The 20874-nt window shown below is 70.1% G+C and carries 19 protein-coding genes; 11 read left to right on the forward strand and 8 right to left on the reverse strand.

All coding sequences use genetic code 11. The features are described 5' to 3' along the window. Positions 1–75 precede the first annotated feature (75 nt). Entirely contained in the window at positions 76–1218 is a 1143-nt protein-coding gene (locus G5S38_RS00390) for a hypothetical protein (protein ID WP_165063210.1), read from the forward strand. A 12-nt stretch (positions 1219–1230) separates the two neighbouring features. Here the strand turns inward: G5S38_RS00390 and G5S38_RS00395 are convergent, their stop codons facing one another. From G5S38_RS00395 to G5S38_RS00410, 4 genes are all read right to left on the reverse strand, one after another. After that, complete coding sequence (locus tag G5S38_RS00395) at positions 1231–2517, reverse strand: D-alanyl-D-alanine carboxypeptidase family protein (RefSeq protein WP_235928820.1); 1287 nt, start codon at positions 2515–2517, stop codon at positions 1231–1233. A 170-nt stretch (positions 2518–2687) separates the two neighbouring features. Continuing rightward, the gene (locus G5S38_RS00400) at positions 2688–4112 is read right to left on the reverse strand and encodes an MFS transporter (protein ID WP_165063211.1); all 1425 of its coding nucleotides are present in this window, start codon (positions 4110–4112) and stop codon (positions 2688–2690) included. 9 nt (positions 4113–4121) lie between these two features. Beyond that, positions 4122–4928, reverse strand: a complete 807-nt coding sequence (locus G5S38_RS15600; RefSeq protein ID WP_235928821.1) for a CDP-alcohol phosphatidyltransferase family protein — start codon at positions 4926–4928, stop codon at positions 4122–4124. Then, complete coding sequence (locus G5S38_RS00410) at positions 4928–5569, reverse strand: class I SAM-dependent methyltransferase (RefSeq protein WP_165063212.1); 642 nt, start codon at positions 5567–5569, stop codon at positions 4928–4930. The genes G5S38_RS15600 and G5S38_RS00410 overlap by 1 nt, the downstream gene beginning before the upstream one ends. Positions 5570–5656: 87 nt before the next feature. Between G5S38_RS00410 and G5S38_RS00415 the strand changes: the two genes are divergently transcribed. Next, positions 5657–7093, forward strand: a complete 1437-nt coding sequence (locus G5S38_RS00415) for a dihydrolipoyl dehydrogenase family protein (RefSeq protein WP_165063213.1) — start codon at positions 5657–5659, stop codon at positions 7091–7093. Positions 7094–7160: 67 nt separating this feature from the next. Here the strand turns inward: G5S38_RS00415 and G5S38_RS00420 are convergent, their stop codons facing one another. Both G5S38_RS00420 and G5S38_RS00425 read right to left on the reverse strand, forming a co-directional pair. Continuing rightward, positions 7161–7805, reverse strand: coding sequence for a CDP-alcohol phosphatidyltransferase family protein (locus tag G5S38_RS00420; RefSeq protein ID WP_165063214.1), 645 nt, complete (start codon positions 7803–7805; stop codon positions 7161–7163). Further along, the gene (locus tag G5S38_RS00425) at positions 7798–8475 is read right to left on the reverse strand and encodes a TVP38/TMEM64 family protein (protein ID WP_235928822.1); all 678 of its coding nucleotides are present in this window, start codon (positions 8473–8475) and stop codon (positions 7798–7800) included. Before G5S38_RS00425 ends, G5S38_RS00420 begins: the two co-directional genes overlap by 8 nt. Positions 8476–8553: 78 nt before the next feature. Between G5S38_RS00425 and G5S38_RS00430 the strand changes: the two genes are divergently transcribed. The 4 genes from G5S38_RS00430 (at position 8554) to G5S38_RS00445 (ending at position 12847) form a co-directional block, all read left to right on the forward strand. Beyond that, positions 8554–9861, forward strand: coding sequence for an ABC transporter substrate-binding protein (locus tag G5S38_RS00430; protein WP_201276538.1), 1308 nt, complete (start codon positions 8554–8556; stop codon positions 9859–9861). 124 nt (positions 9862–9985) lie between these two features. Further along, a complete protein-coding gene (locus G5S38_RS00435; protein ID WP_165063215.1) occupies positions 9986–10801 on the forward strand; it encodes an ABC transporter permease in 816 nt (271 codons plus the stop codon). Positions 10802–10808: 7 nt separating this feature from the next. Continuing rightward, a complete protein-coding gene (locus G5S38_RS00440; RefSeq protein WP_165063216.1) occupies positions 10809–11780 on the forward strand; it encodes an ABC transporter permease in 972 nt (323 codons plus the stop codon). After that, positions 11777–12847: an ABC transporter ATP-binding protein gene (locus G5S38_RS00445; protein WP_165063217.1), complete on the forward strand. Its 1071-nt coding sequence runs from the start codon at positions 11777–11779 to the stop codon at positions 12845–12847. The genes G5S38_RS00440 and G5S38_RS00445 overlap by 4 nt, the downstream gene beginning before the upstream one ends. Here the strand turns inward: G5S38_RS00445 and G5S38_RS00450 are convergent. Together G5S38_RS00450 and G5S38_RS00455 are read right to left on the reverse strand one after the other, a co-directional pair. Then, positions 12844–14337: a hypothetical protein gene (locus G5S38_RS00450; RefSeq protein ID WP_201276539.1), complete on the reverse strand. Its 1494-nt coding sequence runs from the start codon at positions 14335–14337 to the stop codon at positions 12844–12846. The genes G5S38_RS00445 and G5S38_RS00450 overlap by 4 nt on opposite strands. 236 nt (positions 14338–14573) lie before the next feature. Next, the gene (locus G5S38_RS00455) at positions 14574–15371 is read right to left on the reverse strand and encodes an isocitrate lyase/PEP mutase family protein (protein ID WP_165063218.1); all 798 of its coding nucleotides are present in this window, start codon (positions 15369–15371) and stop codon (positions 14574–14576) included. 158 nt (positions 15372–15529) lie between these two features. On the opposite strand from G5S38_RS00455, the gene dnaK reads away from it, so the two are divergent. From dnaK to G5S38_RS00480, 5 genes are all read left to right on the forward strand, one after another. Beyond that, positions 15530–17407 carry a molecular chaperone DnaK gene (gene dnaK, locus G5S38_RS00460; RefSeq protein WP_165063219.1) on the forward strand — a complete coding sequence of 626 codons (1878 nt, stop codon included), beginning with the start codon at positions 15530–15532 and terminating at the stop codon, positions 17405–17407. Positions 17408–17410: 3 nt separating this feature from the next. Further along, a complete protein-coding gene (grpE, locus tag G5S38_RS00465; RefSeq protein ID WP_235928823.1) occupies positions 17411–18085 on the forward strand; it encodes a nucleotide exchange factor GrpE in 675 nt (224 codons plus the stop codon). Between the two features lie 17 nt (positions 18086–18102). Beyond that, entirely contained in the window at positions 18103–19119 is a 1017-nt protein-coding gene (locus tag G5S38_RS00470; RefSeq protein WP_165063220.1) for a DnaJ C-terminal domain-containing protein, read from the forward strand. 6 nt (positions 19120–19125) lie between these two features. After that, on the forward strand, positions 19126–19542 hold the full coding sequence (locus G5S38_RS00475; RefSeq protein ID WP_165063221.1) for a heat shock protein transcriptional repressor HspR: 417 nt from the start codon (positions 19126–19128) through the stop codon (positions 19540–19542). A 180-nt stretch (positions 19543–19722) separates the two neighbouring features. Then, on the forward strand, positions 19723–20841 hold the full coding sequence (locus G5S38_RS00480) for a class I SAM-dependent methyltransferase (RefSeq protein ID WP_165063222.1): 1119 nt from the start codon (positions 19723–19725) through the stop codon (positions 20839–20841). Positions 20842–20874: the final 33 nt, after the last annotated feature.

A 20874-nucleotide genomic window follows, 5' to 3' on the forward strand; every position in this document is an offset into this window, starting at 1 on the left:
GCGTCTGCGCGGGTCTAGGCGTCAGAGCGAGTCTAGGCGTCGGTCGTGTCGTAGCGTGGGCGTCGAGGGGGACTCATGACCGTTGACCTGCGCTGGCTGACCGCGCCCGCCGACGAGGTCGCCTCGGCGATGGCCAGGGTGCGTCGCGGTTCGCGGCCGCGGTGGATGCCCACCAGGCGGCAGGTGCTCGTTCACGTGAACCACTGCCTGCTGCTCTGGTACCTCTTCTTCGTGCTGATGACATTCGGCATTCGCGTCGACGTCTACCAGGACGGGCGGGTGCTCGCGAGCGATATCGGGCAGTTCGTGATCACGGCGGCGGTGCTCGCGGCCTGGCTGTTCGGCACGTGGCGCCTGTACCGGTGGGCGGCCATGCCCCCGTCGCCTCGCGCGCGGCTGGCGGAGTGGAGGCAGACCCTCACGGCGCTCGCCAACGGGTTCGAGCCGCGGCCGAGCCCCGTCGCGACATTCCCCTCGCTCATCACGGGTGCGGACCGCGGGGTGCGGGAGTACCCGCGGTTCGTCGCGTCGGGCATCGAGTTCGGCAACCTGACGCGACGCCAGGGTCGGACACGGAAGTGGCGATACCTCGCGGTCAGACTGCCCGCGCCGCTGCCGCACCTCGTGCTCGACGCGACGGCGAACGACGGAGTGACCAGCGACCTCCCGGCGAACGTCGCGCGCGGCCAGTCGCTGACGCTCGAGGGCGGGTTCGAGCGGTGGTTTCGCGTGTACACGCCATCCGGCTACCACCGGGATGCCCTGTACGTACTGACGCCCGACGTGATGGCGGACCTCATCGACCACGCACCCGGCTACAACGTGGAGATCGTCGACAGGACCCTGTCGTTCTACGCGCCGGCGGCTGCGGACTACGGCGAGGCCGCCCACTGGGAGTCCCTGCACGCGATGCTCACGACCGTGACACCGCGAATCGTCGTGAAGGCCCAGCGCTACCTCGACGACCGGGTGCCGGGGCAGGAGGTGCCATTCATGCTCACCGCCTACCGCGAGGAACGCCTCCGTCCCAGCCTCCGTTGGGTGGAACCCCAGCCCCAGATCGGACCCGATGGACAGCGACTCACCACCCACGGGCGCGACACGGGCGTGTGGTCCGTACTCGGCGCGATCGGCTGGTACGCGACCCTGGCGTTCCTCTATGCGGTACCCGCCATCTTCGCCTTCGCGGGCTTCATGTCGATCGTCGACGGGTTCTGATCGCTGGCGGCCCTAGGGCTGCCCGAGCTCGCCGGGGTGGGTGAGGCGCCACCAGTCCGTCGGCGGTTCGATGGAGCCGTCGAGTCGCACGGGAGCGGTCGCGGTGTTCGGCCCCGCGGTGAAGGTGATGCTGCCGACGACCTCGCCGTCGGTGTAGGCGACCGGTGTCGTGAGCTCCATCGTCGCCGAGATCGGGGTGTCCGACCAGGTGAAGATCGACGCGTCGGTGCCGATGACCAGTTGGGCGGTGGAACCCCACGGGGTCGACAGCGAACCGACGTTCTGGCCGGCGGTCGCGACCGGCACGTCGTGAAAGCCGTCGCGAATGCTCGCGAGCAGGGTGAGGACGCTGGAGCCGACCGTCTCGCCGGAGTACCCGCCGAGCACGACTCCTGTCACGCCGAGGGGCTCGGCCGCACCGACGTCGAGCGATGCGGTGTACAGCAGGGTGCTGTTGTTCTCGCCGAGGCTGCCGGTCTTGAGGCCCGTGATCCCGAGGTTGCCGAGCAGGTAGTTGGTGTTGGAGACCCTGCCAGTGTCGGGAACCGTGATGGATTCCGTCGCCGCGATCCGCGCGATCACGGGGTTCGCCGCGGCCAGCTTGCCGATGGCGACGAGGTCACCGGGCGTGCTCGCGTTGCGGGGGTTGATGCCGGTGGGCTCCACGATCGTGGTGCCGGTGAGGCCGTGGGCGGCCAGCCATCGCCGGGTGGCGCCGACGAAGGCGTCCTGCGACCCGAAGGCCCAGGTGGACAGCGCCTCGGCGTAGTTGCTCGCCGACGGGATCAGCATGGTCGCGAGTGCCTGGTTCTGCGACATCGAGCTGCCGGTGGGCATGCCCACGGTGGTCGCCCCGAGCGAGTAGTACTTGTCGTAGAGGTCGTTGTCGGCCTCGTCGAAGGTGATGGTCGGCCCCGGGTCATCGGCGCCCGCGAGGGGCCTCTCGTCGAGGATGACCAGCGCGGTGATGAGCTTGCTGATGCTCGCGATGGAGCGGGCTTCACCGGATCCGCCGGCGGCCCAGATGCCGTTCGCCTCGGCTCCGAGGTACGCGTCGGCCCCCGAGATGCTGATCGCCGACGCGACCTCGGTGGGGATGGCCAGTTGCGCGGCAGCGGGCGCGACGACCTCCGGCGTCTCGGACGTCACGGCGGGCGCGCTGACTGGCGCGGTCAGCGCCCACCAGACATAGCTGCCGGCCGCGCCCAGCGCGAGTACGAGTACCAGGGCGACCGCGACCAGGGCCCGGCGGCGTCGGATGCGGTGTCGCTCGGCATCCCGCGGATCACGCCCGTTCACGAACTCGCGTTCGCCGCCCAGCAGCTCGTGCAGGTCGGCGAACTCCGAGTCGGAATGCTGCTGCGTCGCGATGGAGAGCCCCGTTCCTAGTGCCGGGTCTCATCCTCCATCATCGCCGAGCCGTGGGGAAGCCTCAATTTCGGGGGCGGGGGGCGCGATTCGCGAGCGAACTACTCGATTCGGCTCTGCACGGCCTTGACGGGGAGCATGAGCAGCAGGCCCGCGAGCAGCACGATCGCGATGCCGACGATGCCGTAGCGGGTGTCGCCGGTGAGGGTCACGGCGAGCGTGAACAGTCCGGGAGCGAGGAAGCTGACCGCGCGGCCGGTCGTGGCATAGAGGCCGAAGATCTCGCCCTCGCGACCGGGAGGGGTGATGCGCGCGAGGAAGCTGCGACTCGACGACTGCACCGGCCCGACGAACAGGCACAGCGCGAGTCCGGCGATCCAGAATCCGGACTTCGCGTCGCCGATGAAGAGCACGGTGGTCGCCGCGACCACGAGGCCCGCGAGCGAGAACACGATGATCTTCTTCGCACCGATGCGGTCGTCGAGGTAGCCGCCGATGAACGTTCCGATGCCGGCGGAGATGTTCGCGGCGACCGCGAAATAGATGACCTCGGATGATGTGAAGCCAAAGACCTGCGCGGCGATGATGGCACCGAAGGTGAAGACCGCGGCGAGCCCGTCGCGGAAGATGGCGCTCGCGAGCAGGAACAACAGCACCTGCGGGCTCTTTCTGGCGAGCGTCGCGATGGTGCGGAACAGCGCGCGGTAGCTGCCGAGGATGCTCGGCTTCTCGCTGGCCCGCACGCGTGCGGGGATCTCTGGGACCCGCAACAGCACGGGAATCGCGAAGGCCGCGAACCACAGGGCCGAGACGACGACGGCGAAGCGGATGTCGAGGGCTCCGCCATCCGTTCCGAAAGGCACGTTCAGCAGCCCGTTGCCGGTGTCGCTGCCGAAGCTCTGGATGAACAGCACGAGCAGGATGATGAGCAGCACGATGCCGCCGACGTATCCCATGCCCCAGCCGAACCCGGAGACCCGGCCGATGGTCGAGGGTGTCGACACCTGCACGAGCATGGCGTTGTAGTTGACGCCGGCGAACTCGAAGAAGATGTTGCCGACCGCGAGGAGGGCGGCGCCGAGGTAGATGTAGCCGGGAACCGGCTCGACGAAGAACATCGCGAGCATGGCCGCAACGACCAGCCCGGTGTTGATGCCGAGCCAGAGCTTGCGTCGCCCGCTGCCGTCGGAGCGCTGCCCGAGGATCGGCGCGATGAGCGCGATGAGCACGCCGGCGATGGTGAGGGCCCACGAGATGACGGTCGCGTTCTCGGCACGCGCGAGCGTGAGGGCGGCGTCGTTGTCGTTGCCTCCGGCGGCAGCGACGATCGCGGGATCGACGAACAGGGTGCTGGCGAGGTAGGTGCTGAACACGAACGTGGTGACGACCGCGTTGAACGACGCCGACCCCCAGTCCCACAGCGCCCAGGCCCGAACCTGACTCTTCGGTACCGGCGTCTCGTCCTGCAGTGTGTTCGCGACCGTCGCCGCGTTGCCTGCCCCGTCGTCGGGAGTGGAGTCCGTCATGCTCAGAGGCTAGTGCCCCCAGGTGAACAACGAGGAACCGTCACGATGGCCGTAGGCGCGCCACACGGCGCGGACGCCGATGACGACCTCCATGGCGGCCGCCGGCCGGAACCACGCGGATCGTGGCACGTCGAGCATGCGCCCCGCGGTGATGCTCGCGGTCGCGATCGCGATGACGGGCACGGTCCACGCCGCGAACGTCAGGCCGCGGATGACCCGGCTCGGCTCGTGGCGCACGATGAACCACGTCCAGAATGCGGTGTCCGCGAGAAAGTCGGCCTGCGTCCCGAAGCTCGTGACGGTTCCGGTGGCCCTGGCGATCTTGCCGTCGGCGAAGTCCGTGAGCAGCGAGACCACCGGCACGGCGCGCCCGAGGCGATGTTCGATCGCCGGGAGGGTGGCCCGCACCAGCGTCAACGCGTTCGGCACACCGATCGAGCGATGCCCCTCCAGCATGCCGAGGTGGGTGACGGCCATGACCCAGCTGGTACCGATCCAGACCAGCCCGCGACGGCCGGAGAGCACCGCCATCGCGGCGTGGATGAGGGTCGATTCGAGCAGTGGCCTGGGGTGTCGGCTGGCCTGGTGCACCGAGCGGATGGTGGCCAGTGCGATGAAGCGGCCCCAGGCGCGCGGGCGCCAGTGGCCGTCGTGCAGCACGGCGAGCAGGGCATTGCTCGAGTCGCGGCTCGGCAGCGGGTTGATCCGGTCGGCCTGCGCGGCCAGTGTCGGGCCGGGCGCTCCGGACAGGCCGGGCGGTCTGGACGAGCCGCCGGTACCTCGCGCGACCCGCCGTGGTCTCGCGCGCCTGCGCATCATGCCAGCGTTCCGGTGACCGCGTGGATGTGGCCACCGCGGTGCACGGTGTGCGCAAGCTCCGTGCCGGTGCGCTCGAGTTCGCGCCACGGGGCGGCCGAGAGGTCGGCGCCGCCTGCCGCGCAGGCGAGCCTGGCGAGCGGAGCGAAGACGGCAGCGGCGCCGGTGGGCAGTGCCATGTCGACGATCCCGACGCGGCCGCCGGGGCGGAGGGACTGCCGGATGCGCAGCCAGACCGGCACCCGATCGTCGACGACGCTCAGGGAGTAACTGGCGAACGCGGCATCCACCATGGGTCGTCCCCGCTCGGCCGCCGCTATCGACGCAATGGAGGCGACGTCGACCGTCATCAGGTCGGCCTCGATGAACCGCACGTTGGCCCACCCGCGCCTGGCGACGCGCGCGGCGGCGACGCGCAGCATCGACGGGCTCCGGTCGATGCCGATCACGAGTCCGGTGTGGCCCACCGCGTCGAGGAGCAGGGGGAAGTTGAGTCCGGTGCCGCAGCCGAGGTCGAGAACGATGTCGCCGCGACTGAGGCCAAGGGCGGCGATGCCGGCGATCCGACCCGAACGGTAGACGAAGAGCTCCCCCGACAGCACGTCGTAGAACCGAGCCCCCGCGCTGTATCGCTCGACCATGAGACCCCCTGCGCCCAGCCTACGGTGGCGCGCTGCGCGATGGGGGCACGCGCGCTGCGCGCATCCCCACCGCCTACGCTCGCTTTCATGGCGGATAGCGGCAACTGGGATTTCGTGGTCATCGGCGGGGGATCGGCGGGGCTGGTGGCCAGCCGCACCGCGGCGAGCTTCGGCGCGAAGACCCTGCTGATCGAGGGTGCGCGGCTCGGTGGCGACTGCCTGTGGACGGGGTGCGTGCCGTCGAAGTCTCTGATCGCGTCGGCAGCCGCAGCGACGGCCGCGCGGGATTCTGCGCACCTCGGGGTGGCGTCGGCCGAGGCATCCATCGACTTCGCTGCCGTCATGCGACACGTTCGCGGCGCGATGCATGAGATCGCGCCCGTCGACTCGCCCGAGGCGCTCGCGAAGGACGGCGTCGAGGTGCTGCGGGGACACGCTCGCTTCACCGGGCCCCGCGCGCTCGACGTGGACGGGCGGCGGATCGGGTTCGTGCAGGCCATGATCGCGACCGGGGGCTCGCCTGCGGTACCCGGGATCGCGGGCGCCGACGACCTCGAGCTCCTGACGAGCGAGAGCATCTGGGAGCTCACCGAACTGCCACGTCGCCTCGTCGTGATCGGGGGTGGGGCGATCGGGTGCGAGATCGCGCAGGCGATGGCCAGGCTCGGCTCCCAGGTCACGATCGTGCACCGCGGCCCGCGACTGCTGCCCAAGGAGGAGGAGCGGGCGAGCGCGATCGTCACCGCCGCCCTGCGACGAGACGGCGTCACCGTGCTCACCTCGCGCGGCAGCACCGCGCTGGCCGGTGACGGCACGCGACTCGGCGGCACCGTCACGCTCGACGACGGACAGTCCGTGCCGTTCGACGCGATCCTCGCCGCGGTCGGTCGGCGCCCCAATACCGGGTCGCTCGACGCCGCCACGGGAGGGGTGCGACTCGACGGCTCTGGGCACGTCGAGGTCAACGCCCGGCTGCGCACCTCGAATCCCCGGGTATGGGCTGCCGGCGACGTGACGGCGCTTGCGCACTTCACGCACACCGCCGGCGTCAACGGCAGCATCGCGGCATCCAACGCCGTGCTCGGCCTCACGCGCTCCATCGACACGGTGGCCGTGCCGCGGGTCACCTTCACCCACCCGGAGGTCGCCACAGTCGGATTGCTCGCATCGGATGCGGCGGCGAAGGGACTCATCACCCGCTCCATCGACCACCACCACGTCGACCGGGCCGTCGCCGAAGGAGCCACGACCGGCTACACGAGCCTGCTCGTCGACCGGCGAGGGAGGGTGCGCGGCGCGACGATCGTCGGTCCGCGGGCGGGGGAGAGCCTCGGCGAGGCGAGCCTGGCGGTGAAGAACGGCATGAGCACCAGCGACATCGCCGGAACCACCCACGCCTACCCGACCTTCAGCGACGCATTGTGGAATGCGGCCGTCGCCGACGTGCGCGCCCGGCTGGGGAGCGGACTCACCGCCAGGGCGACGAGGGTGCTGCGCGCGACACGGGCTCGACGGCTGCGATGACCGCGCCGGTCACTGTGCGCAGCGCGCGGTCGTCCGGCACCCAGCGCAGCGCGCGGCAGCCGGTCACTCAGCGCAGCGCGCGGTAGCCGACCACGATGCGTTGTGCGGCGCTCGCCGCGACGAAGACCGCCCAGACCGCGGCGATATGCCACGCGATCATCGGCAGGATGAGCCACACGCTGTGCACGATGATCGTCTCTGTGCCCTCCGCCAGCTTGCCGAGGAACGACAGCGAGCGGCCGTCGTCGATGCGGCGCCCGGTGCGCTCGGCGATCGAGGAGAAGGCCAGGAACGCCGCCCCGTTCACGTAGTAGGCGACGAGCACGAGCGCGAACGGCCACCACGGCGACCCGAACTCCGTGCTCGCGCCCACCGCGACGCCGAAGACCGTGCAGCCGTAGACCACGAAGTCGCACACGATGTCGAGGAACCCGCCCGCCTCGCTCGAGCCCCCGCTCGTGCGCCCGCCCGTGGACTCCCTGGCCCTGCGGCGCCGGGCGAGGGTGCCATCGAGACCGTCGAGGATGCGCGAGAGCAGCCACAGCACCAGCGCGAGCCACCACCACGCGCCCGCCGCGGCGAGCGCACTCGCCAGGCCGACCGCGAGGCCCGCGACGGTGAGTCGGTCAGGAGTGACCCACGGCCGGTCGATCGCCGCGGCGATGCGGCCGAGCGGGGCCGCGAGCAGGCGTCTGGCCCGCGAGTCAAGCACCGTCGACCACCGCGCCGCGCCGACGCAGGCGCGCCCCGACGACCACGCCGCCGAGCGTGAGCACCCCGAGGGCGCCGAGCGCGATGTAGAGCGCCGGCCCCGGTTCGAAGCCGAACGCCCCGATCGCCACATATGCGAGGGTGCCGGGGATGATTCCCACGGCGGTACCGATCGCATAGTCGCGCACCCGCACCGCAGTCAGGCTCGCCGTGTAATTGATGACCGTGAACGGCAGGAGGGGGATCAGTCGTACCCCGATCACGCTGGCCAGGCCGCGGCGACGCAGGACGGTATCGACCCTGTCGACCCGAGCGCCGGTGAATCGCTCGACGGCATCGCGTCCGAGGGCACGGCCGATCGCGAACGCGAGGGCCGCCCCGATGAGGGCACCGAGGTAGACCAGCAGGGAGCCGAGGGCGAACCCCCAGATGACGCCAGCCGCGACGCCGACGACGTTCTTCGGAACCGGGGTGAGGGTGACGAGCCCGTAGGCGATGACGAACGCGAACGCACCCGGCAAGCCGGCGGTTTCTGCCGCGGTCCGGATCTCGTCGAGGCTCGGCAGCGGAACGAGAATCCCCACCAGAACGGCGACGGCTACGAACACCACGAGAACGCCGAGCTTCACGAGAGCCCGGCGGCGCGAACGCACCTGAACACCGTCGCTCACGACGCACCTCCCCTGACACGAGAGGTAGCTCTCGGAGGCTTACCCTAGCCGAGTGATCCGTTTCGCCTCGCGCCACGAGTGAACCGTTCGAACACCACCTTCACCGCCGAGGAGTACCCCGCATTGCGTTCAGATCACCCGTGTCCCCGTCGCCGGCCCGGCGTCGCCATCGCGGTCGCCGCGGCCACCGCCATGCTCGCCCTGGCCGGGTGTTCCGCGCCGTCACCGGAGGCGGCCACCAGCGGTTTCGACAGTTGGGACGACGTCGTCGACGAAGCCCAGGGCCAGACCGTGCAGCTGTGGATGTATGGGGGAGACGAGCAGGGCAACGCCTACGTCGACGACGTGCTGGCACCCGCCGTGGCCGAACAGGGCGTCACGCTCGAGCGCGTGCCCGTGAGCGACACCGCAGACGCGCTCAATCGGGTGCTCACCGAGCTACAGGCTGGCCGCACCGACGATGGCACCGTCGACCTGATCTGGGTCAACGGTGCGAACTTCTCCACCGGCAAGCAGGCGGGGGCCTGGCTGTGTGATTGGACCGGACTGCTGCCGAACATGGAGAAGACCGCGGCCGACGACCCGCTGCTCAGCGACGACTTCGGCACCCCCGTCGACGGGTGCGAGGTGCCGTGGCACAAGGCGCAGTTCACGCTCGCCTACAACGCAGACGTGGTGACCGACCCCCCGACCACGCTGCAGGGCGTGCTCGACTGGGCGAGGGCGAACCCGGGCCGCTTCACCTACCCCGCCCCGCCCGACTTCACCGGTTCGGTCTTCGTGCGCGAGGTGCTGTCGAGCGTCTCGGGTGGCTCGGATGCCGTGCCGCTCGCCTACGACGACGAGAGCTTCGACGAGCTCACCCCCGCCCTCTACGCCGAGCTGGCCGACCTCGCCCCGTCGCTGTGGCGTGAGGGCGACACCTATCCGGCGAGTGGCGACGAGCTGAACCAGTTGTATGCCGACGGCCAGGTCGACATGACCATGACGTACGGGCCAGCCACCCTGACCGATCTCGTGGCCACCGGCGTATATCCGGCGGGCACCAGGATCCTGACCCTCGACGAGGGCACCGTCGGCAACGCGAGCTTTCTCGGGTTGCCATCCAACTCGGAGTCGGCCGCGGGAGCGATGGTCGTGGCGAACACCACCCTCTCGGTGGAACAGCAGGTGGCCAAGGCCGACCCCGAGGCGTGGGGACAGTTCACGGTGCTCGACTACGACACGCTGACCGCAGACGAGCAGCGGCTCTTCGATGCGCTCCCCGAGTCTGCCGTCGTCCCCTCGTACGACGTTCTGTCGCGCAGCGCGAACCCTGAATTGTCGGCCGAGTGGGTGCCCCCACTCGACGACGGGTGGCGCACCGACGTGCTCGGCGCCCAGTAGGCCGGCGGCGAGCACCGAGCCATGAGCCCCGCGACATGAGCCCCCGTGTGATGAGCCCGGCGTGAGCCTCGCGCCGCTGCCCACCCGTGCGCCCGTATCCGGGCGTCGGGGGATTATCGGGGCCATGCTCGTACTGCCCGCGGTCTCGCTGGCGCTCGTCGTGCTGGTGGGGGGAATCGGCGCGGCCGTGCTGCAGAGCCTCGGGCTGATGCCGCTGGTCGGACCGGTTCGGCTGAGCTTCGACGCCTACTCGGCGCAGTCGTCGTCGCTGCCGGAATCCATCGCGGTGTCGCTCGGCATCGCCACCGCATCGACCGGGATCGCGGCGGTCGTGGGTCTCGCTGCCGCCCTCGTCATCGTCTCGGGGCGGTGGGGCGGGCGCATCGTCGCGGCGATCGGGGCCGCAACGGTGACGGTGCCGCACCTGGTCGGTGCCGCCGCGATCGGACTGCTGCTCGCCGACTCCGGCCTCCTGCCCCGGCTGCTCGGCATCGAGCCCGGAGGCTGGCCGCGCCTGGTCGGCGGGCCGTGGTGGGTGGCCGTGATCGCCGAGTACTCGTGGAAGGAATCCGCGTTCGTGGCCCTGGTGGTCGCTGGCACGCTCGCCACCCGGGTGGCGCGCTACGACGAGACAGCCGCGCTGCTCGGCGCCGGGCGGCTGGGGCGCCTGCGGTTCGTCATGATCCCGCTCTGCCTTCCGGCGCTCGTCGTCTCGTCGACCATCGTCTTCGTCTACACGCTCGGTTCGTACGAGGTCGCCTGGCTGCTGGGCCGTACCTACCCGGAGCCGCTTCCCGTCATGGCCCTGCGCCTGTTCGACTCGATTACCCTCACCGCACGACCGGAGGCCGCGGCGGTCGCCGTGGTCACCACCGCGATCTCCCTGGCCGCGGTCGGCCTCGCCTTCCTCGCCCTTCGGAGAACGGCGATGTGGCGATGAGGCGACCATGAGCATCCACGCCAGTTCCCTCAGCGCGCAGCCCGCACCGACGCCGTCGGGCGGGCTGCGCCTGCCCGGCGATCCCGGCACGCGGCTCACCGACTCGCGCGGTGCCAGGCGTGCCGGCCGGGTGCTCGCCGCGACCCTTCTCGGGGCATGGTTCGTCGCGCCGCTGCTGCCATTAGCGCTGTGGGCATTCGCCGACCGCTGGTCCTTCCCCTCCGTGCTGCCGACGGCGTGGGGAACCTCCGGTGTCGAATCGGCGATCGCGCAGGGCGCGGTGCCCGCGCTGTGGCGATCGATCGCGCTTGGCCTGGTCGTCGCCGCCATCGCCACCCCGCTGGGCGCGATGGCCGCGCGGGCCCTGACGCTCGGGACCGTGCGCTGGCCGCGTATCGTCGGCCTGATCCTGCTGGCGCCCGTCGCGCTACCCCCGTTCGCCGCGGTGATGGGGCTGAACGTCGTGCTGCTGCGCGCCTACGTGCCGCCGCTGGTCGGGCTGGTACTCGTGCTCGTCGTCATCGCCCTTCCGTACACGACGTTCGCGATGCGCGTCGCCTACGCGGCACACGACGTTCGCTACGAAGAGGAGGCGCGCACCCTCGGTGCCTCGCCATGGCGGGTGCTCTGGCTCGTGCACATCCCGCTGGTCGCCCCCGCTCTCGCCCGGGCTGCGTTCCTCGCGTTCCTGGTCGGATGGAGCGACTACGTCGTCACGGTGATCATCGGGGGCGGTGCCGTCGTGAGCCTCCCGCTGGTGATCGCATCGAGTGCGGCGGGCATCGGCAACGACTCGACCGTCGCCATCCTCTCGCTCGCCGCGGTGGTGCCGCCGCTCGCGCTCCTCGCGGTGCTGGCGTTCGCCGGTCGCCCGCGCACCCATGCACAGCGCGTGGCTTTCGCCGAAGTCCACCCCGGCTCGCACCCCATCCGCGTGGCGCTCGCCCGCCCGCACCCCGCAGAACCAGGAGCACGATGACCTCCCACCTGCTGCTCAGCGACGTGTCGAAGCAGTTCTCCCACGACCAGGCACCGGCGCTCGACGCCGTGACCCTCGATGTCGCCGCGGGGTCGTGCACCGCGATCCTCGGCCCGAGCGGCTCGGGCAAGAGCACGATCCTGCGGGTCATGGCCGGCCTCGACCCCGTCTCCTCCGGGCAGGTGTTCGTCGACGGGGTGGACGTGGGAGGCCTCGCCCCCGAACGCCGCGGCATGGGCATGGTGTTCCAGCGCCCCCTGCTCTTTCCGCACCTCAGCGTGCTCGACAACGTCGCCTTCGCCGATCGCGTCGCCGGTACCGGCCGGGCCGCGGGGCGGCGCAACGCCGAACGCTACCTCGAGATGGTACAGCTCGGCGGATACGGCCGCCGCTCCGTGCGGGAGCTGTCGGGCGGCCAGGAGCAGCGGGTCGCCATCGCACGCGCACTCGCCGCTCGGCCCCGCGTGCTCCTGCTCGACGAACCGTTCAGCGCGCTCGACCCTGAACTGCGCGCCGACATGCACCGGCTCATCGACGAGATTCGTGCGGCCATCTCTCCGACGATCGTGCTCGTCACCCACGATCGCGACGAAGCGTCGGCGGTGGCGGACCACATCGCCGTGCTGCACGAGGGTGAGCTGCTGCAGCACGACACCGTCGACGCCATCTACAACCGGCCGCGCTCCCTGCGGGTCTCCCGGTTGATGGGTGGCCTCAACGAGGTGCCAGGCGAGGTGATCGGCGGCGCACACGTATCGGCGATGGGTGCGGTGCCGCTGGACGACGCGCGTCGGACGCCCGACGGGCGTGCCACCCTGGTCGTGCGGCAGGAGGCGCTGGCCGTGAGGGCGACCGACGACGTGCACCCCGCGCTGCCCGGCGTGACGGAGTTCGCAGGAGTGGTCGCGGGTATCAGGCACCTGGGGCCTCGGCGCCTGCTCACGATCGCCCTGGCCGGTGGTGCCGTCGAACTGAGCGCCGAGTTGCCGCCGGGGCAGGCGGTCGGCGTCGGCTCCCCGGTCGGGGTCACGCTGCCGCGCGCCGTCGTGTCGACGGTGCCGGACTAGTCCACGCGGGTGGGCGCGGCCGTCGCCTGCCTGCCCGTCGACCGCACGGCGGTGAGGCCGTCCGGACGCGCGACGATCGCCGGATCCGCCGCACCGCGGCCGATCAGCGGCAGCAGTTTGCGGAGGCCGATGTTCTCGATCGGGTCGAGCACCGAGTGCTGCGTGCACGCCGGAACGGTACGGCCGTCTTCGGGGTGGCTCATCGCGTACATGCACGAGCCGAGTCGCTCCTGGGTCTCGAGGATCTTCGGGTCGTCGCTGACGATGCCCTTCTCCATCAGCTCCCAGGCCGGGGCGACGACGTCGGCGTCCATGAAGTTGTGCACGACGAACGTCTTGAAGCCGAGCTTGCCCTTGCGTGCCGCGCGGATCATGCGGGCGACCCCGCCCGCGCGCTTCACGACGCGCCTCGCGAGGCCGATGAGCGGTGGGATGTCGCCTGGGTGCCCGGCGATCGCGCGGATGATCTTGATGGTCAGCACGTGACGGGGGATGTCTCCGAAGATCATGCCGCCGAAGTGGTCGAGAAAGCGGTCGCGCGCGGCGATATCGCGCGGGTCGTCGGCGTCGAGGAGCACGGCGAAGCGCCCGTCGACGCGCATCCCGACCGTCGAGCGGTTGCAGCGCGGGTCGCCGAACTGGGTCGCCTTCCACGGGATGCGGTGACCGGCCCCCTCCTCGATCTGGTCCCAGACCGAATCGATGGTGACCTCGGTGAAGTCCTCCTTCCACCGGCGGTCGTCGCCGATGAAGGCGGCGGGCTGGAACGACATCATGTCGTACGGCATCTCGAGCACGTCGCGGGTGACGCTCGCGACCTCCCCGACGTTCGACGGGGTCACCGTCATGTTGTGGGCGAGGTAGGACTTCACCCCGTGCTCGCGCTTGAGGTCGATGAACATGCGCGCGAACTTCTCGCGGAACGGGTTCAGCTCGGCCTCGTTGCGCGGGCGCACCGCACCGCGGCGGCCGCGCATGAGCGAGTCGAAGTGCGCGGCGAACGACACCTTGTCGAAACGCGGCTGTCCGTTCTCGTCGAGCACCACGTCGAGCAGGTACTCGTAGGAGAAGTCGCCGTGGGTCATCGACATCGGCTCGCGGCCGAACTTGCGCATGGTCAGCAAGGCCTCGGCGTGGTCCTTGGCCGGGAGCAGGCTCACCTCGCCGCCGATCAGCTGCGCGTGCGCGCGCGGTCCGCGCACCTGGTGCAGGAACTCCATCTGCTGGTGCACCTCCGACAGGGTGTGCTCGCCGTCGATGCGCACCTTGTTGGCGTCGGCGGAGTGGTAACAGGGGGAGCAGGTCAGGTCGCACTTCGGGAATACGCCGTGGGTGCCCTCGCACCCGACGGCACACCGGCCGAGCAGCTGGTTGTCGGTCTTGACGTGCTCCGGCAGTTCGGCCCACCGCCGATCGAGCGCGATGCGCGTGTGCGGGTGGATCGGGCGCGTTGCGAGCTCGAACTTCCTGAGCGACTGGGCTGCCTTCATCGGTATCTCTTTCGCTCGGCTCGACTGGTTCTCGATGGATGCGCCACGGCAACAGACTTCGTCGACGAAGGACCCCACTGCGATGCTATTCGTAGCCGGGGCGCCCCCGGTTTGCCCCGGCCGGCGTCACTCCCGCGGTCGACGCCGACCGGGCCGCGCGACGAGCACGCAGATTGCGAGCACCACGAGGTCGAGCGCGATGAACGCGATGAGGAACGCCAGCCCGGGGCTCACGATCAGAAGGCGAAGCCGAGTTCGCCCGGGTAGTCGCCGAGCGCCGTCAGCGTCGTCGCGGTGGCCTGCAGGTGCGCGAGCGTGAGGCCGAGGGTCCCCGGACCGAAGCTGACCCGCGCGACGCCGAGTTCGGCCAGCCTGGCGAGCGGCACCGACGACGGGTTCGCGATCACCGACACCAGCCCGTCGACCTCGTCGATGGCGCGGGCGACCTGGTCCTCGGTGCCGAGCCCGAGCACGAAGGCCACGTCAGCGCCCGCCGCGAGGTAGGCGTTGGCCCGCGTGATGGCGTCGTTCCAGTCGTCGGGGTTGCCGGCGAGGGCGTCGACCCTGGCGTTGATCACGAGCGGAACGCCCGTCTCCTCGGCAGCGGAGCGCGCGGCGGCGACCCGCGCTGCCGCGGTGGCGATGTCGAACAGGGGCGCCTTGGGCTGCCCGACGCTGTCTTCGATGTTGATTCCCGCCGCACCCGCCTCGATCAGTCGCACGACGTTGTCCTGCACTCCCGCGGCGTCGTCGGAATACCCCTTCTCGAAGTCGACGCTCACCGGCAGCTCGACCGAGCGAATGATGATGGATGTCGCGGCGATCGCTTCCTCGACGCTGAGGCCCTCGCCATCGTGCACGCCGTGCGCCTCGGAGATCGAGTGGCTGGCGGTGGCGAGTGCCCTGACGCCAGGGGCGCCCGCGACGATGCGGGCAGTGATCGAGTCCCACACGTTGGTGACGATCAGGGGCGTGCCAGGAACGTGCAGGGATCGCAGCAGTTCGGCCTTATGGATTGTGGAGTCGTTTGTCATGAGCCCAGTCAAGCCCACACGGCTCCGAACTGGGAGTTGAGCCAGTACGACTCAAGTTCTCGCCGGGAAATTTGACATGGCGCAGTGCGGCGTCCAAACTTGACACAGCGAGGCTCAAGTACTGGGCCCGCACCATCTTGAGAAGGAGCACTGAACACATGGCTCGTGCAGTAGGCATCGACCTGGGAACGACCAACTCCGTCGTTTCCGTCCTCGAAGGTGGAGAACCCACCGTCATCGCGAACGCCGAAGGCTTCCGCACCACCCCGTCCGTCGTGGCATTCACCAAGGACGGCGAAGTACTCGTCGGTGAGACCGCCAAGCGCCAGAACGTCACCAACGTCGACCGCACCATCTCCAGCGTGAAGCGCCACATGGGCACCGACTGGACCGCCGCCATCGACGGCAAGAAGTACACCCCGCAGGAGATCTCGGCCCGCATCCTCGGCAAGCTCAAGCGCGACGCCGAGCAGTACCTCGGCGAGGCCGTCACCGACGCCGTCATCACCGTGCCGGCGTACTTCAACGACGCCGAGCGCCAGGCCACCAAGGACGCCGGCGAGATCGCGGGCCTCAACGTGCTGCGCATCATCAACGAGCCCACCGCAGCCGCCCTCGCCTACGGCCTTGACCGCGGCAAGGAAGACGAGCTCATCCTGGTCTTCGACCTCGGTGGCGGAACGTTCGACGTCAGCCTGCTCGAAGTGGGCAAGGACGACGACTTCTCGACCATCCAGGTGCGTTCCACCTCGGGTGACAACCGCCTCGGTGGAGACGACTGGGACCAGCGCGTCGTCGACTACCTCGCGAAGCGCTTCAAGGACTCGACCGGCGTCGACGTCTCGAAGGACAAGATCGCGCTGCAGCGCCTCAAGGAGGCCTCGGAGCAGGCGAAGAAGGAGCTCTCGTCGTCGATGAGCACCAGCATCCAGCTTCCCTACCTCTCCCTCACCGAGAACGGCCCTGCCAACCTCGACGAGACGCTGAGCCGCGCGAAGTTCGAGGAGCTCACCTCCGACCTGCTCGACCGCACCCGCAAGCCGTTCGAGGACGTCATCAAGGAAGCCGGCATCAACGTCGCCGACGTCGCACACGTCGTGCTCGTCGGTGGATCCACCCGCATGCCGGCCGTCGCCGAGATGGTCAAGAAGCTGCTGGGCGGTAAGGACGCCAACAAGGGCGTGAACCCCGACGAGGTCGTCGCCGTGGGCGCAGCGCTGCAGGCCGGCGTGCTGAAGGGTGAGCGCAAGGACGTGCTGCTCATCGACGTCACCCCCCTGAGCCTCGGTATCGAGACCAAGGGCGGCATCATGACCAAGCTCATCGAGCGCAACACGGCCATCCCGACCAAGCGCAGCGAGACCTTCACCACGGCCGACGACAACCAGCCGTCCGTCGCGATCCAGGTCTTCCAGGGCGAGCGTGAGTTCACCCGCGACAACAAGAACCTCGGAACCTTCGAGCTCACCGGAATCGCCCCGGCCCCCCGCGGAATCCCGCAGGTCGAGGTCACCTTCGACATCGACGCCAACGGCATCGTGCACGTGTCGGCGAAGGACAAGGGAACCGGCAAGGAGCAGTCGATGACGATCACCGGCGGCTCGTCGCTGCCCAAGGACGACATCGACCGCATGGTGCGCGAGGCCGAGGAGCACGCCGCGGAGGACAAGGTGCGCCGCGAGGCCGCCGAGACCCGCAACACCGCGGAGCAGCTCGCCTACTCGACCGACAAGCTCATCAAGGACAACGACGACAAGCTGCCCGACGACGTCAAGTCCGAGGTGCAGGCCGATGTCGACGCCCTGAAGACGGCTCTCGCCGGCGAAGACGACGCGGCCATCAAGACCGCGTTCGACAAGCTGTCCGAGTCGCAGCAGAAGATCGGCCAGGCCATCTACGCCGCATCGCAGGCCGCCCCCGAGGGTGAGCAGGCAGCGCCCGACGAGACCCCGGCCGGCGACGCCAAGGCAGACGACGAGGACATCGTCGATGCCGAGGTCGTCGATGACGAGACTCCCGACTCGGAGAAGAAGTAACCGATGGCCGACGACAGCCGTAACCAGAACCCCGACGGCGAGCCCGACACCGGCGCATCGTCGGGCGAGGGCACGGATGCCTCGACCGGCGTGCCGGCGGATGCGGCATCCACCGCACCGTCGAGCGACGCGCCGGTGGCGCCCGAGCCCATGATGGAGGCGGAGGACGCCGACGTCGAGACCTCGATGTCGACGCCCCCGCCGCCCGGCGCCGAGGCGCTGAGCGACTCCGACCAGAGCGTTCTCGATGCAGCACAGGCCGACCTCGTCGGCGAGATGCGCAACGAGATGCTGCGGGCGAAGGCCGACCTCGTGAACTTTCGCACCCGCGTCGAACGTGACAGGGCCGCGAACCGCGAGGGCGTCATCGCCGAGGTCGTGCGCACGCTGCTTCCGGCGATGGACGACCTCACCCGCGCCGAGAAGCACGGCGACCTCGAGGGCAGCCCGCTCGCCCTCGTCGCGCAGAAGCTGCGCGGCGGGTTCGAGAAGTACGGGCTGCGACTCGTCGGCGAGACGGGCGAGCCGTTCGACCCGAACTTCCACGAGGCGCTCGTGCAGCTGCCATCGCCGGACGTCACGGTCAACACCATCGCCGACGTCATCGAACCGGGTTACGCGCTCGGCGACCGCCTGATCCGCGCCGCCAAGGTCGCTGTCCACGTTCCTGCCGAGTAGGCCGGACAAGGTACTCGATGGCAAGCCAGGACTGGTTCGACAAGGACTTCTACTCGGAGCTCGGCGTATCGAAGGATGCGTCGGCCGCCGAGGTCAAGAAGGCCTACCGCAAGCTCGCGCGGCAGCATCACCCGGACGCAAACCCGGGTGATCCTGCCGCCGAGGCCCGATTCAAGGAGATCAGCGAAGCCAACTCCGTACTGAGCGACCCCGAGCAGCGCAAGGAATACGACCAGGTGCGCGCCATGGGCGCCGGTCGCCCGCGTTTCACGGCGGGGGGCGGCGGGCAGCCCGGCGGCTTCGAGGACGTCTTCGGTGGCATGTTCACCGGCGGGGGTACCGGCGCGAGCCAGCGCCCGAGCGCCCAGGGCCAGGCGGGCTTCGACGACCTGTTCAGCGGCATCTTCGGAGGTGGCGGCGGTGGCTTCGGCCAGGGCGGCTTCGGATCGCCGAGCGGCGGATTCCGCGGCTCTGGCGCCCCGACCAAGGGCCGCGACCTGACCGCGACCACGACGCTCGAGTTCCTCACCGCGATTAAGGGCGACACCGTCAAGCTGCAACCGGCCGACGGACGCCCGATGAGCGTGCGGATTCCCGCCGGCGTCTCGGACGGCCAGAAGATCCGGCTGCGCGGCAAGGGCGAGCAGAGCCCCGACGGCGGCGCGACGGGCGACCTCGTGCTCACCGTCTCGGTGCGCAAGCACCCGGTGTTCGAGCGCGACGGCCTCAACCTGCGCGTTGACGTTCCGGTGACCTTCATCGAGGCGACGCTCGGCGCGACCATCGAGGTTCCGACCCTCGGCGGCGCGCCCGTCAAGCTCAAGGTCGCCGCCGGAACGCCCAGCGGACGCGTGCTCAGGGTGAAGGGGCGCGGGGTCGAGACCGACAAGGGCACCGGCGACCTGCTCGCCACCGTGCAGGTCGCGGTTCCCTCGCACCTCACCCCCGCCGCGGAGAAGGCCCTCGAAGAGTTCGCCGCGGCCCTGCCGCACGACAACCCGCGCGCCGACCTGCTGGACCGCGCGAGAGGATAGCGACCAATGGACGAGCAGACCCCGATCTTCGCCATCGCCATGGCGGCGGAGCTCTCGGGGCTGCATCCACAGACGCTCCGCCAGTACGACCGTCTCGGCCTGGTCAACCCCGGCCGCACCGCCGGCAAGTCGCGCCGCTACTCGATGCGCGACGTCGTGCAACTGCGCGAGGTCGCGCGGCTGAGCGCGGAGGGGCTCAACCTCGAGGGGATCCGCCGCATCCTCGACCTCGAGAACCAGGTCGCCACGCTGGTGACGCGTGTTCGCGAACTCGAGACGGCGCTCGCCGACGAGATGCTCAACCGCCCCGGGCGCCGCGTGTTCGCGGCCCGCGAGTCGGGCGACGTCATCTCACTGCGGGCCGGTACCCGCGCCCAGCGCAGCACCGAGCTCGTGGTCTGGCGGCCGTACCCCCGCGACTAATGGGGCCGCTCGTTCCTTTCATTATTCAGGAGCGGTTGTGCCGAAGCGTTCACCATTCAGGAGTTGGGGGTCCTGTAGGGCCGAGAAGTGGCCTGAGCCGCAGCATCCACCCCCCTACGCTCCTGAATCCTGAAACCCGGTCCTGAATGATGAAAGCCGCCCGGGCCGTAGGGTTGGTGCGTGCCTGAGTTCTCGTTCGATGCCCTGCGGCGCTACCCCGATGTCGAAGCCGACAACCTGTTCGCCGTCGATGCGAGCGACCGGCTGATCCTCGATGAGGCATCGGTGGATGTCGCGGCGGCTGGCACCGGCGAGGTCGTCGTCATCGGCGATCACTTCGGTGCGCTGACCCTCGGTGCTGCGGCGATCCACGGGGCCACGCAGCTGCGCGTCCACCAGGATCCGCTCTCAGGCGAACTCGCCCTCGCCCACAACGCCATCGCGTTCGGCCTCGACGACGTCTTCACGACGCATGAGCAGCTCGACGAGTCCCTGCTCGCTGGCGCGCGCGTCGTGCTGCTGCAGCTGCCGCGCAGCCTGACCGCGCTCGACGAGATCGCCGGCGCCATCGCCCGCTTCGCCGACCCCGACGTCGTCGTGATCGCGGGCGGCCGGCTCAAGCACATGTCGATCGCCATGAACGACATCCTCGGCCGGCACTTCGCCGACGTGCGCGCATCTCTCGGCCGCCAGAAGTCGCGCGTCATCCTCGCGCGCACGCCGCAGCCGGGCCCGCCCGCGTATCCCGTGCGCGAGTTCCACGACGAGCTCGGGCTCTGGATCTGCGCCCACGGGGCGACCTTCGCCGGCACCAAGCTCGACATCGGCACGCGCTACCTGCTGAGCTTCCTGCGGGAGATGAAGCCGGATGCCGTGACCGCCGTCGACCTCGGAAGCGGGTCGGGCATCCTCGCCAGTGCGCTGGCCACCGCGCGCCCCGGGCTCGCGATACTCGCCACCGACGAGTCGGCCGCCGCCGTGGCATCCACCAGGGCGACCGCCGAGGCCAACGGCCTGGCGATCACGGTGGCGCGCGACGACGGGCTGTCGAACCAGCCGGATGCGTGCGCCGACCTCATCGTGCTGAACCCGCCGTTCCATGCCGGATCGGCCGTGCACCCGGGTGTCGCCCTGAAGCTGTTCGACGAGGCCGCCCGCGTGCTCAAGCCGGGCGGCGAGCTGTGGACCGTGTTCAACTCGCACCTGACCTACCGGCCCGCGCTGGTGCGCTCGGTCGGCGAGACCCGGCAGGCCGGCCGTAACGCGAAGTTCACCGTCACGGTGTCCACCAAGGCGTAGCCACTCCGCCGTCGTGCGCGGTTTCGCTGCGGG

The sequence above is a fragment of the Marisediminicola senii genome (assembly GCF_011057645.1).
Lineage (GTDB): Bacteria > Actinomycetota > Actinomycetes > Actinomycetales > Microbacteriaceae > Marisediminicola > Marisediminicola senii.